This window comes from Paenibacillus nuruki (genome assembly GCF_001721045.1).
GTDB classification, from domain to species: Bacteria; Bacillota; Bacilli; order Paenibacillales; family Paenibacillaceae; genus Saccharibacillus; species Saccharibacillus nuruki.
In genome coordinates this window covers 74,707-89,919 of record NZ_MDER01000025.1, presented here as the reverse complement: position 1 = coordinate 89,919, position 15,213 = coordinate 74,707, and the positions used below count along the sequence as shown (strand labels likewise).

11 protein-coding genes are annotated in these 15,213 nt (G+C 40.8%); all 11 read left to right on the top strand.

From position 1 onward, the window contains the following. Nucleotides 1-24 precede the first annotated feature (24 nt). The 11 genes from mutL (at nucleotide 25) to PTI45_RS02730 (ending at nucleotide 15,135) form a co-directional block, all read left to right on the top strand. Nucleotides 25-2,178, top strand: coding sequence for a DNA mismatch repair endonuclease MutL (mutL, locus tag PTI45_RS02780; RefSeq protein ID WP_069326010.1), 2,154 nt, complete (start codon nucleotides 25-27; stop codon nucleotides 2,176-2,178). A 167-nt stretch (nucleotides 2,179-2,345) separates the two neighbouring features. Then, nucleotides 2,346-3,119, top strand: a complete 774-nt coding sequence (locus tag PTI45_RS02775; RefSeq protein WP_069326009.1) for a class I SAM-dependent methyltransferase — start codon at nucleotides 2,346-2,348, stop codon at nucleotides 3,117-3,119. Next, nucleotides 3,116-4,093 (top strand): tRNA (adenosine(37)-N6)-dimethylallyltransferase MiaA, encoded by a 978-nt coding sequence (gene miaA / locus PTI45_RS02770; RefSeq protein ID WP_069326008.1) that lies wholly within the window; start codon nucleotides 3,116-3,118, stop codon nucleotides 4,091-4,093. Before PTI45_RS02775 ends, miaA begins: the two co-directional genes overlap by 4 nt. An 85-nt stretch (nucleotides 4,094-4,178) precedes the next feature. Then, entirely contained in the window at nucleotides 4,179-4,418 is a 240-nt protein-coding gene (gene hfq / locus PTI45_RS02765) for an RNA chaperone Hfq (protein ID WP_069326007.1), read from the top strand. A 183-nt stretch (nucleotides 4,419-4,601) separates the two neighbouring features. Then, nucleotides 4,602-7,229, top strand: coding sequence for a PBP1A family penicillin-binding protein (locus PTI45_RS02760; RefSeq protein WP_069326006.1), 2,628 nt, complete (start codon nucleotides 4,602-4,604; stop codon nucleotides 7,227-7,229). 105 nt (nucleotides 7,230-7,334) lie between these two features. After that, nucleotides 7,335-7,883, top strand: coding sequence for a ribonuclease FAU-1 family protein (locus PTI45_RS02755; RefSeq protein WP_069326045.1), 549 nt, complete (start codon nucleotides 7,335-7,337; stop codon nucleotides 7,881-7,883). Between the two features lie 100 nt (nucleotides 7,884-7,983). Then, nucleotides 7,984-9,270 carry a GTPase HflX gene (gene hflX / locus PTI45_RS02750; RefSeq protein WP_069326005.1) on the top strand — a complete coding sequence of 429 codons (1,287 nt, stop codon included), beginning with the start codon at nucleotides 7,984-7,986 and terminating at the stop codon, nucleotides 9,268-9,270. A gap of 208 nt (nucleotides 9,271-9,478) precedes the next feature. Beyond that, entirely contained in the window at nucleotides 9,479-10,732 is a 1,254-nt protein-coding gene (locus PTI45_RS02745) for a methionine gamma-lyase family protein (protein WP_069326004.1), read from the top strand. A gap of 208 nt (nucleotides 10,733-10,940) precedes the next feature. Then, nucleotides 10,941-11,354 (top strand): MerR family transcriptional regulator, encoded by a 414-nt coding sequence (locus tag PTI45_RS02740; protein WP_017812459.1) that lies wholly within the window; start codon nucleotides 10,941-10,943, stop codon nucleotides 11,352-11,354. Between the two features lie 24 nt (nucleotides 11,355-11,378). Beyond that, nucleotides 11,379-12,716, top strand: a complete 1,338-nt coding sequence (glnA, locus tag PTI45_RS02735; protein ID WP_069326003.1) for a type I glutamate--ammonia ligase — start codon at nucleotides 11,379-11,381, stop codon at nucleotides 12,714-12,716. A 307-nt stretch (nucleotides 12,717-13,023) separates the two neighbouring features. Continuing rightward, nucleotides 13,024-15,135, top strand: coding sequence for a CBM35 domain-containing protein (locus tag PTI45_RS02730; protein WP_083243307.1), 2,112 nt, complete (start codon nucleotides 13,024-13,026; stop codon nucleotides 15,133-15,135). Nucleotides 15,136-15,213 lie beyond the last annotated feature (78 nt).

The following is a 15,213-nucleotide window of genomic DNA, read 5'->3' as shown; positions in this document are numbered from 1 at the left end:
GGAATATGGAAGGAGGAAATAAATATGGGTCAAATACGTGTATTGGATGAACATATCGCTAACCAGATTGCGGCAGGTGAAGTGGTCGAACGTCCAGCTTCAGTGGTTAAAGAGTTGGTTGAAAATGCAATAGATGCTCAGTCTAGTCGGATCGATGTGCATATTGGTGAAGGTGGACTTGAATATATTCGTGTACAAGATAACGGGCAAGGGATCGCCGCAGACGACTGTGAGACTGCTTTTTACCGTCATGCTACAAGTAAACTTGTTGATGATCGTGATCTCTATCAAATCACAAGTCTAGGCTTCCGTGGTGAAGCTTTACCGAGTATTGCTGCTGTATCCAAAGTCGAATTGTTATCAAGCGCTACAGATGATGGTGCAGGCAGACGTCTATTGATTGAAGGTGGGACACTTAAAGTCAACGAAGACGAAGCTGCGCCACGTGGAACTGATTTTCGTGTGAATTCGTTATTTTATAATACGCCAGCACGATTAAAATATATGAAAACTGTTCAGACGGAACTTGGACATATCTCAGATGTAATGTACCGGATGTCTTTAGCTCATCCAGAGATTGCGTTTACGTTTCGGCATAATGGCAATCTGTTGCTTCAGACGCCCGGAACAGGCGATATGCTTCAGGTGATTGCGGCAGTCTATGGGACTTCAGCCGCCAAAATGGTTTTGCCATTAGAAGGTGAAAATCTGGATTATCAGATTGGCGGATATATTGGGCGACCTGAAATTGCTAAATCAAGTCGTAATGCAATGTCGATTGTAGTAAATGGTCGTTATATTCGTAATTATGCCGTCAATCAAGCTATTTTGCGTGCTTATCATACATTGCTACCTATTAATCGTTATCCGTTAGCGGTGCTACAATTGACGATGCATCCTTCATTAGTAGATGTGAATGTGCATCCTTCCAAAATGGAAGTGCGTTTTAGTAAAGAAGCGGAATTAATGTTGTTTGTCGAAGAAGCGATTCGGCAGACGTTGCGTAAAGAAATATTGATTCCACATGCGACCAAGCAGACGATTAAGCGTGGTAATAGTGAATCGATTATTCAAGAACAATTTAATTTCAGCAAAGCACCTGTAGAATACCTTGAACCGGAAAAAACCAATCAACTTTCAACTGAATTAGGCGATCTGGATGCACCGTATATTCCGCCATTTACCGATGCAGATTTGCCACCAGAATCGACAACTCATTTACCTGCTGTTTCAAATGAACAACAGATAACGTATAAGAAAAAGGAACAACCTATCACATCACCTGTAACAGAAGCGCAAAAAGTACCAGCGAGTCCTAATGACTCTACAACGCAGCCTAAAGATGTTCAGTCTAATCCTGTTCAGCCGTCTCTTTCATTACCTGCTTATACAGCTCCGGTACATGCTGAATCGGCTCCACAAATTCAGGAACAAAGTCAGACTGCTCAATATGCTAAAAGTACTGCGGCACCATCTAAAAATACTTCTGGTTCGTCTGCAAGATCGCCACAGCAACGAAGCAACTATAACAATACTAACCAACGTCCATTTAATGCTGAAATGCTGTATGGCACTGCTGAAGAACCAGAGATTCCTCAATTTCCAGATATGAACTTGATTGGTCAGCATCATGGTACTTATCTGGTTGCACAAAATGATGAAGGATTATTTCTAATTGATCAGCATGCGGCACATGAACGGATTAATTATGAATTTTATTATGAGAAATTCGGTCGTCCTGAAGAAGTATCGCAAGAATTACTATTACCGATTACACTTGAATTTACGTTAGCAGAAGCGAACAAGCTTAAAGATCGGTTGCACTGGTTTGAACGGGTAGGTGTCTATTTAGAGCATTTTGGGGGTCAGACTTTTCGTGTAACTGCGTATCCTTATTGGTTACCAAAAGGCGAAGAGCAACAAGTGATTGAAGAAATGGCAGAATGGGTGCTTAGTGAACGAGCGATTGATCTAGCGAAGTTACGAGAGCAAGCTTCTACCCTCTGTTCATGCAAAGCTTCGATCAAAGCCAATCAAAAATTAACGGAAGCAGAAGCACAATCGTTATTGGATCGTCTGGCTACATGTCGTCAGCCGTATACCTGTCCACACGGGCGTCCTATCGTTGTTTCTTTTTCATCGTATGACTTGGAAAAAATGTTCAAACGTGTGATGTAACACAGAGTTATGGTATTATGGCATACAATAACTAGAAATACCTCTATCCCAAATAATAGATAGAGTATGTATGTTAGTGTAAGATATTTTGCTTCGCAAAATCATTCTTCTATTTATCTAGAAGAAGTCGCGCTTTATAGGGAAGCACTAGAATGGAGAATAACCGAATGATGATTACAACTGGCGATGATGCTGCAAACTATACGATCCAGCGTGCCAAACAGCTGGCAGCAGAATTCGCTGTTCCTTATATTGAACGAGCTGGACATTCTATTCCCAAGCTTGCGGCTAAGTACAAGGAGACTGAATTTATTGTACTGGTCGAGCAAGAAGTGAGAATTATGCGTCCAGGGGAACCTATTATGCAGTTTCACCCCAGTATGGCTTATGTCAGAGCCAAACGATTGCTTAAAGGGGAAGCAGATCCTATGATCACTCACTCGCTGATTGAGCCTGGAGATCAGGTGATCGATTGTACGGCTGGATTGGGTTCCGATTCACTTGTCTTTTCCATGTATGCAGGTGAGAAGGGCAAAGTAGTATCATTAGAAAGCTCGTTACCTCTTGCAGCATTGTTAACCGAAGGATTGCGTAGTCATGTCACAGCGTTAGCACCTGTGAATGAAGCTATGCGTAGAATCGAAGTGATTCCGCAAGATCATCTAACGTATCTGAGAGAGCAACCTGACAAAAGTGTAGATGTGATCTATTTTGATCCTATGTTTCGTGAAGCAGTTCAGCAATCAGCTGCGATTGCACCTTTAAGAGGATTTTCCAACAATAATGCGCTGAGTGAAGAAGCCGTTCAACAAGCGATTCGTGTCGCTCGTAAATCGGTTTTGCTTAAAGAAAAATGGGATAGTCCAGAATATGAACGACTTGGATTTAAACGAATACAACGCAAAACATCAAAAATTGAATACGGAGTGATTTATCCATGACCCAAGCGGTTAAAAAGCCAAGGTTACTGGTCCTAATGGGTCCAACAGCTGTTGGCAAAACTGGAATCAGTATAGAAATTGCCAAATTATTTGGCTGTGAAATTATTTCAGGTGATTCCATGCAGGTCTACCGTGGTATGGATATTGGGACAGCCAAAATCAAACCGGAAGAAATGCAAGGTATTCCTCACCATTTAATTAATATTCATGATCCACAAGAATCATTTTCAGTAGCAGAATTTCAGCAACGTTGCCGAAAATTGATTCCAGAAATTACAGCCCGCGGAAATCTTCCTTTTATCGTGGGAGGAACAGGATTGTATATCGAGTCTGTGTGTTTTGAATTTGAATTTAGTGAAAATGGCGCAGATGAAGCATTCCGTCAAGAACAAGCGGCGTATGCTGAAGAACATGGTGCTCAAGCGCTCCATGACCGTCTAGCAGAGATTGATCCTCCTTCTGCCAAACGATTGCATCCCAACGACCAAAGACGTGTTATTCGCGCTCTGGAAGTGTATCATATGACAGGAGTCAAACTTTCCGATCAATTATCCGGACAAAATAAGCAATCTCCTTATGAATTATGCTTTGTAGGTTTGACAATGGATAGGGAAATGCTATATAAACGTATTGAAGCCCGTATAGACCAGATGCTAGAAGAAGGGCTGGTTGAAGAGGTAAGAAACCTTTTGAATCAAGGGTATACCCCCGGAATGGTCGCAATGCAGGGGCTAGGATACAAAGAGATTGCTGCTCATCTTGCAGGTCATGTATCGCTTCAAGAAGCAGTGGTACTGCTCAAACGGGATACACGCCGTTTTGCAAAAAGACAGCTTTCCTGGTTCCGTCATATGAATAATATTCATTGGGTTGATGTTAGCGATGTGGACAGAAGCGACGAACACACCCGTGAAGTTCAGAATATCATAGCAGGAACATTCCCTGCGGATATGGAATATACATCAACAACCTAATATCATTGATTACACTGAGATTACATTCTTACATGAATTGAGCATTTATCAATGCTGAATTAATAATCACTTGGGGGTACGGCTAATGAATAAGTCTATTAATATTCAAGATACGTTTCTAAATCAATTGCGTAAGGAAAATATTCCAGTGACTGTTTATCTGGTCAATGGTTTTCAAATTCGTGGTACGATCAAAGCTTTTGATAACTTTACCATTATGGTGGATAGCGATGGACGTCAGCAAATGATTTACAAACATGCTGTATCTACATTTACACCATCACGTAACGTATCCCTAATGCCGGATAATCAAAGCGATAACTAACATTTAAATGAAACTTTTTATGCTCAAACATCGTCTAACTATAGGACAAAGAATCGGACAACCTGTTCTATAGGTTGTTCTTTTCTTTCTAAGGTTAGACACCACAGCAAGCCATCTATATTTCAAATCATTTGATTGATAAATGATGCAAATTGTTTTACTGAAAGGGAGTCAGAACGAAAAATGCCAAGACAGCAGCTATCCCGCAGTGACAAAAGTAAGCCGGAAACAAGAACAAGACCGGGACAGTCCAAGCCAACACCCAAAAAGAAAAAGAAGAAAATAACAGGTAAACGTGTCTTTTGGACATTGTTTATTGTCGCTGCTTTAGGCGTATTTTGTGCACTAGCCGGTTATATGTTTATTATGGTGAGTGGCGAAAAAATCTATCAACAAAACATCAATAAATTGGCTATAAACGGCCCTACACAAATCTTTGATCGTAACGGCACATTGATTCAAGAACGTTCTGTAAGGACAGGGGACCCTGTAAAATACGATGAAATTCCGAAGTTGCTTGTGGATGCTTTTGTAGCAACAGAAGATCGTCGCTTTTTTGAACATCAGGGTGTAGACATCTGGTCAATTGGTCGTGCAGCTGTGCGCGATATCGTGGCACGCTCTGCTGTAGAAGGCGGAAGTACGATTACACAGCAATTAGCTAAAAACGTATTTTTGAATGATGACAAAACGTTTTTCCGTAAAGCAACTGAATTATCGATTGCTTTAGCGATTGAGCGCAAAATGACTAAAGAAGAAATTATTACAACGTATCTTAATCGTATATTCTTTGGTAAAGGTGCGTATGGGATCAAAGAAGCATCAGAGACTTATTTTGGTGTGACCGATCTGAACAAATTAAAAGTGTGGCAGATTGCTACGCTGGCAGGTTTACCTAAAGCTCCATCACGTTATAACCCACAATCGAATCCTGATCTATCCAAGGAACGTCGTGGAGTGGTACTTCAATTGATGGCAGATCAAGGGTATATTACGCAAGCTGAAGCCAAAGAAGCCGCAGCAGTAGATTATGCGTATAATTCTCAAAACAAAGATAAAGACAAAAACTATGAAGCATTTATTGAATATGCGATGCAAGAAGCAGAAGATGTAACAGGCTTAACATCGGATGATCTGAACCGTGGTGGATATAAAATCTACACAACGATGGATGCTAAAGCTCAACAGAATTTGGAGACCTCTTTCAAAAATAACGAGCTCTTCGAAAAAAGTGCAGATGATGTACCTGTACAAGGATCGATGGTTATCGTCAATAACGATACCGCAGGTATTGTCGCTTTATTAGGTGGACGTAACTACAATACAGGTAACTTCAGTCGTGTTACTAGCCGTAGACAGCCGGGTTCGGCATTCAAACCGATTATTTCGTATGCTCCTGCGCTAGAATCAGGTACATTTACACCGAATTCATTGCTTAGTAATGAAAAGCAGTGTTTTGGCAATTATTGCCCGACCAACTTACATGGATACACATCTACAGTAACGATGGATGAAGCGATTCAAGATTCGATTAATATCCCTGCGGTATGGACACTGAATCAGATCGGTATCGATAAAGGGCTCTCTTTTGCCAAATCGGTTGGATTCTCGTTGACCGATCAAGATCGTAACTTAGCACTGGCATTAGGTGGACTAAGTACAGGAACGAATACGTTAGAAATGGCTCAAGCTTATCGTACATTTGCAGACGGAGGAACATACACTCCTGCGTATGCTGTGAAAAGTATAGTCGATAGTGGCGGCGATGAAATTTATAAAAACAAAGCTGATTCTTCTCAAGTGATGAGCAAGCAGACAGCGAATGAAATGACTCAAATGTTGCAAGATGTTGTTAATGACGGTACAGGTAAACGTGCTCAAATTAACCGTCCTGTAGCAGGTAAAACCGGTACAACTCAGCATGGTATTGATGGGTTCAGAAGCAGTGCGAACCGCGATGCTTGGTTTGTAGGATACACCAAAGAATGGACAGCTGCGGTATGGATGGGTTATGACAAGCCAGACCGTACGCATTTGTTGAATCAAAGTAGTGGTATGGCAGCAGCTATGTTTGCAGCTGTAATGGGACCTTCGCTTGAAGGATATCCTGTACAACAGTTTGAAGCTCCTACACCAAGTGCTCCTGTAGAACAGCCGGTAGAGGAAGAACCGGAACCGGAAGTATCTGCGGTAACAGGCATGTCTGCTTCTTACGATAAAGACAATCAAGTGGTCGCTTTATCTTGGAAAGCTTTAGCAAATGCAAGTTCATATACGGTTTATCGTAAAGGCAGTACAGATGGTCAATTTACTGCGATATCTAGTGGGTTAAGCGACACTTCTGCACAAGATAGCGCAGCAGCACCTGGACAGACTTACGAGTATTATGTAACAGCAACGATGAAAGATGGATCGCAATCTGATGCTTCAGATACGGTTCAGATTACAGTCGATGAAGCTACAGAGACTCCTGTAGAGCCAGAAGAAAATCCTGAGGATGGTGTGGTTCCACCAGAAGGTGAACCGACAACTCCACCAACAGGGGAAGAAGTACCGGGTACCGATACAGGGACAGGAACTGACCAAGGAACAGGAACAACACCTACAGATCCGAATACAGATCAAGGCACTGTTCCACCTGATACGGGGACAACACCACCAGATAGTGGTACAAATAGTGGACAAAATGGAGCAACAACGCCAACCACTCCTGAACCAACAACACCGGGAACAACAACAGATCCAGCAGCAGGAACAACCGAAGGAACAACAACTGCACCACAGACAACAACGCCACCTACTACACCGTAAATAGGCGCTCAAAAAAGCCTCCAGTGATTCATTGGAGGCTTTTTTTTGAGTGCATGGCGCAAATATGCTATTCTGAAGTTACTTTGTTGGGAAAGGGATACTTCCATGAAACGTAAATTTGCGGATCGAGCGAACTGGCGTAGAGTAATTCAACGTAATTATTCAAGACGCTATGTAAACAATAGTTTATTTACAGGGTATGTCACTCTCTACCGTATGAATCGTTTACGTGAACCTTTATATAAAATATATGGAGGACGGCGGTTCTGTATTGCAGCAGCAGGTTATTCGTGGATGCAGTATTATCCAGAACATGCGAACTATGTAGTCACTGCAATGTTTGATGATAAACGTGAAATTATAGAGTGGTATATTGATATTTGTAAAACACAAGGATTAACCGATCAAGGCGTACCATGGTTTGATGATCTTTATCTAGATATCGTCGTTATGAAAGATGGACAAGTCTTTTTGCTCGATGAAGATGAGTTAGATGATGCTCTGCGTAGACAGATCATTACAGACCAAGATTATGAATTAGCACAGCATACCGCGCAAAAGTTACTGGTACAAATTGATGCTCATGCTTTTCCATTATTCACATTATCGATTAAACACCGCCAAAGTTTATTTGGTAAAGATAGTAATTCATGATTCAATATCAAAAAGTGTGAGAAGTATGTTAACATGACAAGTATAAGACTTCACGATACAAGCAAGAAGTAGGTAAGATTACAAGGAGCGGGATATACAAATGAAAAATGAAACCCATGGTGTAGAAATAGAGATTCAACCGAGAGCTGTTCTCGTAAGCTTAGTGACACAGAATGATAAGCGTGCAGGTGTTAATGCAGATGGTTCTATGCAAGAGCTAGTTAGTCTTGCTAAGACAGCAGGAGTCGAAGTGCTAGAACAAGTGATTCAGAATAAAGAGAAACCTGATTTTAGATGGTTTATCGGTAAAGGTAAAGTAGAAGAAATTCGTATTTTGATGGATTCTTTAGGCGGAAATAGTGTTATTTTTGATCAGGAATTATCAGGTGCTCAAGTACGTAATCTAGAAGCTGCTTTAGATGCTAAAATTATTGACCGTACGCAACTGATTTTGGATATTTTTGCGCAACGTGCCAAAACGCGTGAAGGGATTATTCAAGTGGAACTTGCCCAGCATAATTACTTATTACCTCGTTTGTCTGGACAGGGTAGTAACTTATCCCGTCTAGGTGGGGGTATCGGGGCAAGAGGTCCAGGTGAGACCAAACTAGAGACAGATCGGCGTCATATTCGTACACGCATTACCGACTTGAAGCATCAACTTGAAGAAGTAACACGTCATCGTACATTGTATCGTGAACGTCGTAAAAAAGCGGGTGCTGTACAAGTTGCATTAGTAGGTTATACCAATACAGGGAAGTCTACACTACTCAAGCAGTTAACCGGTGCAGATATATATGTTCAAGATCAGTTATTTGCTACACTCGATCCAACATCACGCAATCTAGACCTTCCAGGCGGTAAAACAGTAGTGTTAACAGACACCGTCGGTTTTATTCAAAACTTGCCTCATAATCTTATAGCAGCTTTCCGAGCAACGTTAGAAGAGGTGAATGAAGCAGACCTCATCTTACATGTGGTTGATGCTTCTTCTGATATGCGAGATGAGCAGATGAAAGTAGTCGATGATCTGCTACAAGAATTAGGTTCAAGTGATAAGCAGCAAGTTGTTTTATATAATAAAACGGATCTGTGTACACCGGAACAGTTAGAAATGTTACCAGACGATGAAACTCATATGCGGATTAGTGCTTATAAAGAAAGTGATTTGGAGCGTATTTTGAACATCATCCAAGATCAATTAGCTGGTGGCATCAAAACGTATCGTATTCCGGCAGATCGTGGTGATCTTATTTCACAGCTCTACCAATTCAGTAGTGTATTGGAACAAGAGTATGAAGAAAATGAAGCCATCATCAAAGTAGAAATCAATGCTGCTGATTATGAAAAGTACGGTTATCGCTTACAAGAATATGAAATAAAGTGACAAAATTACGACAATTGTATAATAGACTTCCCTTCATCCTACCGTTACGTGTAAAATATGAAGCGCGAAAGTTTATATTTTAAACACTAATATTGTTGATATTGAATATAAAGTGAGCTTTGATATCATTATGAATAATTAGATATGAATTTGTGGAAGCCCGCCAGCGCTTAATACGGCGGGCTATCACTATGGGGAGAGACAACGTATGGCAGTTTTTGATACACAGATTCAAGCGTGGTCAGAACAAGCACAACAAATGATTGGATCGGCGATCCAAGCGGTAGATCATATCGTAGATGCCAACCAATGGAAAGTTATAGAAGCTTTTCAAAAATATCGGGTAAGTGATTATCACTTTGCAGGTTCGACAGGCTATGCGTACAATGATAGAGGTAGGGAAGTTCTAGAAAGTGTGTATGCTGAAGTATTTGGTAGTGAAGCTGCTTTAGTTAGACCTCATTTTGCTTCTGGAACGCATACGATAGCTACAGCAATGTTCGGTATTTTACGTCCGGGCGATGAACTACTTTACATTACAGGTAGACCTTATGATACGTTACATAAAGTCATTGGCAAGCCGGGAGATGGTACAGGGTCTTTAGCTGATTTTGGAATTACTTATCAAGAAGCAGCATTGGATGAATTAGGACAAGTGGATTGGGACACCGTTCAATCACTGGTGCATAATAAAACCAAAATGATTGGGATTCAGCGCTCACGTGGCTACGATTGGCGTGCTTCTTTTACTATAGAAGAGATTGCAGATATGGTTGTTCAGATTCGTAAGATTTGTCCGCAAGCCGTTATTTTTGTAGATAACTGTTATGGTGAATTTACAGAGACTCGTGAACCGACTGATGTTGGAGTCGATCTCATGGCAGGTTCGTTGATCAAAAATCCAGGTGGTGGCTTAGCTGAAACAGGTGGTTATATCTGTGGCAAGCAAAAGTATGTTGATCTGGCAGCTTATCGTCTGACTGCACCCGGTATTGGCGGTGAAGTAGGCGCAATGCTGGGTACGACTCGCAGTATATATCAGGGATTGTATATGGCGCCTACGATTGTAGGGCAAGCCGTTAAAGGGAGTATCTATGCCGCAGCGATGTTTGAATTGGCTGGCTTTAACAGCAAACCTGCATGGCAAGAGAAACGTACCGATCTTATTCAAGCCGTTTCTTTTAAAGACGAACATCAATTAATCGCTTTTGTACAAGGGATTCAACGTGCAGCAGCTGTAGATAGTCATGTCGTGCCTGAACCGTGGGATATGCCAGGATATGATCATCCCGTTATTATGGCGGCAGGAACCTTTATTCAAGGGGGGAGTCTAGAATTGTCAGCAGATGCTCCAATTCGTGCTCCTTATATCGGATATATGCAAGGTGGACTGACCTTTTCTCATGTGAAGCTAGGGGTACTTATGGCGTTACAGACAATGCATGAGCGTGGATTATTATAAAACAACTTATATTGATACCGTGTAAAAAAGAGACATGTTATTCAAGAAGTTTGTAAAATATAGCGTCTGCAAAGTGCTATTATCATGGAGATGTTAGTGTTTTATAAAATTATTGTAAGTTAAGTTAACATGTTATTGACGCTTTATATCAGGATATGTACAATAGGTAACAGAATAGTGAATAGATTAGTGGAAGGTTGATGAATATATGGGTGATGAAATTCGGAGAAATATGGCGCTGTTCCCTATAGGGATTGTTATGAAATTGACGGATTTGTCGGCAAGACAGATTCGCTATTATGAACAGCATAATTTGATCGTACCTGCACGTACTTCAGGTAATCAGCGTTTATTTTCTTTTAACGATGTAGAACGGTTACTTGAAATTAAAGCTTTAATTGAAAAAGGCGTGAATATCGCTGGGATCAAGCAAGTGATGAATCCGGTATCGAAAGAATCGGAAGAAGCAACTGTGATCACAGCCGATACAGAAGAACGTCGTAGGGAATTGTCAGATTCCCAACTTCATCGTATGCTTAAGCAGCAGCTTGTCACAGGCAAACGCCCGGGACAAGTATCGCTTATCCAAGGGGAATTATCCCGATTCTTTAACAAAAAATAAATAGCGTAAAGAGGAGAGGGTAGCGTGAGTTACAAAAGTTATACAAGAGAAGACATTTCGCGCATAGCGAAAGAGGAAAATGTACGATTTATCCGTCTGCAATTCACCGATTTGATGGGCACAATCAAAAACGTGGAAATTCCAGTGAGTCAATTGGAAAAAGCATTGGATAACAAAATGATGTTTGATGGTTCTTCTATCGAAGGTTATGTACGTATTGAAGAATCAGATATGTATCTGTATCCTGATCTAGACACTTGGGTTATTTTCCCTTGGGTGACTGAAAATCGTGTAGCTCGTCTGATTTGTGATGTATACATGCCAGATGGTACACCATTCGCAGGAGATCCGCGTGGTATTTTGAAACGCAATCTAAAAGAAGCAGATGCACTTGGTTTTACAGCAATGAACGTTGGACCAGAACCTGAATTCTTCTTGTTCCGTACTGATGCGAATGGTAATCCTACAGACGAATTGAATGATCAAGGTGGATATTTTGACTTGGCTCCAATGGATCTAGGAGAAAACTGCCGTCGTGAGATCGTTATTACTCTTGAAGAAATGGGCTTTGAAGTTGAAGCATCTCATCATGAAGTGGCTCCAGGACAGCATGAGATTGATTTCAAATATACCAATGCTCTTCAAGCAGCAGATCAAATTCAAACGTTCAAATTAGTTGTTAAAACGATCGCTCGTCAACATGGACTACATGCTACATTTATGCCTAAGCCTTTGTTTGGTATGAATGGATCAGGTATGCACTGTCACCAATCCTTGTTCCAAGGTGATGTTAATGCCTTTTATGAAGAAAGTGATGAGTTGGGCTTAAGCCAAACTGCACGTTATTACATGGCAGGTATTCTGAAGCATGCTCGTTCTATGGCAGCGATCACGAATCCTACAGTTAACTCTTACAAACGTCTTGTGCCTGGTTATGAAGCACCTTGCTATGTAGCTTGGTCAGCAAGTAACCGTAGCCCGATGATCCGTATCCCGGCTTCACGCGGTCTAAGCACACGTATCGAAGTACGTAATCCAGATCCAACAGCTAACCCTTACCTAGTATTAGCGGTAATGTTGAAAGCAGGTCTTGATGGTATTGAGCGCAAGTTGAACTTGCCGAAGCCAGTAGATCGTAATATCTATGTAATGTCTGAAGACGAGCGTATTGACGAAGGTATTCCTAGTCTTCCAGGCGACTTGAAAGAAGCGTTACACGAATTATTACGTGACGAGATCGTTGTCTCTGCACTAGGCGAACATGCTCTTGCTCATTTCTATGAATTAAAAGAAATTGAATGGGATATGTATCGGACTCAAGTGCACCAATGGGAACGTGACCAGTACTTGACGATGTATTAAGATAAGTAAGCCCTTAGCGCTCTAAGCGTTAAGGGCTTTTTTTATTTTATGTAAGAATAAATTATGTTAACCATTTTCAAGCAATGCCCACAAAACACCCACAAAATGATAGGTCTCACCTCACTCAACAAGTCGGTAATTGACACTCTTCCTACGTTTTTTTGAGTTTACTCATTTGTGGAAAACCAATAACCTTAGAGTATAAGTTATAACTTGTATCAAAAGGATACCACGGTGGCCACCGTATTTTGAAAGCGCTCTATTTGATGATTAGATTTCAAAATACAACTAGAAAAGGTGATGACATTTGAAAAAGTTAGCTGTTTTATTGAGTGGAGCATTATTACTTACTGTTTTTTCTGTTACCCCTGCGCCAGCTACTGCTGCCGTACCTGCATCATTTACTGTAGATTTGGCTAATCAATATAGACCGGTGACCCATGTAGCTTCGGGTTCATTGTATGGATTAGCAGAAGAAGGTAGACCAGCTGATCATCTTATTGCTCCCACAAAGCCTAAAATGTTTACACAAATGGCTCCAAATGGAGGACAATTACCAAATGGAGAAACAACACCTATCGGTGATGCCTTAAAAGTCGCTCCGATCGCTGAACGGAATGGAGCACAAGTGACGATACGAATGCCAGATATTTATCCGAATTTCCCTTATAAATGGGTAGGTTGGGACGATTGGTATAAGAAAGTAGATAGTATCGTAGATGCTAGATTGAAGTCAGGTGCGAAGAACATATACGGCTATGAATTATGGAATGAACCAGATGGAACATGGAATACAGCAGCCGCAGGATCATTTAATGAAGGTTGGAAAAAAACATATCTACGCGTCAAAGCTAAAGACAAAAACACCAAAATTATAGGGCCAAGTATTACTAATTATAACGAAAGTTGGCTGAGAGACTTTTTAACTTATGCACGAGATAACAATGTATTGCCAGATATTATATCCTGGCATGAATTGGGAGCACCTGAAGGAGAATATCTAGATGGACCTGCACCACAGTACATTTCGAATCATATGAAAGCTTATCGTGCTTTGGAAACAGAGCTAGGGATTAAGCATGTGCCTATTAGCATTAATGAATATGGTGTAGTTTCAGAACAAGCAGTTCCAGGCAATATGTTGCGGTATATCGCTGAATTTGAACGTTCTGATGTAGATACAGCTAATATTGCATTTTGGTTCCGTCCAGGTCGTCTCAGTAACCTAATTACAGATACAGGTGCTGCCAATGGAGCATGGTGGATGTATAAATGGTATGGTGATATGTCTGGTCAGATGGCGATGACTACACCTGCTAATCCAACAGCTTTAGATTTGGATGGTATTGCCAGTGTAGATCATACGAAGCAAGAAGCAGATGTAGTATTGGGTGGGGGAAATGGCAATCGTAATGTAGTCGTCAAAGGATTCCAAGCACTCCCTTACTTCTCTGGTACAGCTCATGTCAAAGTAGAAAGTACACCGTGGTATGGAGTAGATACCGCAGTAAGTCAACCAACAAATGAATTTGAAGGTAACTTTACGATCAAAAATGGTCAGATCTCGGTACCCGTAAGCAATTTGAAAGAATCTTCTGCTTATCGATTGGTGATTACTCCAGGAAATCAATCTTCTATTAGCCGTTATGAAGCTGAAAATGCAGATGTTCATGGAGCCAATGTATTTAATAATGTTAATGCTTCAGATAGCAAATATGTAGGTCAGATAGACAACCCGGATAGCTATGTTCAATTTAAAGTAAATGTTCCTACAGCAGGTAATTATCGCCTGAATATTGGGTATGCCAACGGAACTCAAGCTGTATCTACGCAGCAATTAACTGTAAATAATCAAGCGAACACAACTGTTCAATATCCAACAACAGGTGGTTGGTTATCTGAAGGAAATAGTAATACAGCTCAGACTCAAATTTCTTTGCAAGCAGGAAGTAATGTATTGAAACTGAATAAAGGCACAGTAGGTTCTGCAGAGCTAGATTATATTCAATTGCAGCCTGTAGGTGATTTTAAAGTAAGAGTAGAAGCAGAAGATGCCAAAATCAATGATGCTAGAGTGGCAAGAAGTTCCTTTGCTTCTAATCGCCAGTTTGTAGGAAATATAGATAATTCAAATAGTTCGGTGACTTTCTCTGTATATGCTCCAAAAGGTGGAACGTATAAGATGGAAGTAGGTTATGGTAATGGAACAACAGGCGATTCTACGCAAAATATATCTGTTAATAATCAAGCATCCACTACCATTACGTATCCAAAAACAGGAGGATGGATCGCTAATATTCCGAATATAGGAACACGCAAAATTATCACTGTTCCTGTAACATTGAAACAAGGCGAAAATACGATTGCATTCAATAAAGGTACAGGATATGCAGAACTGGATTATATTGAAGTTAAATAGTCCAATAGTCTAATCTTACATTCATAAAAAACGTGCTTCCCATATTCGAATGTAGAATAAGGGTGAGCACGTTTTTGT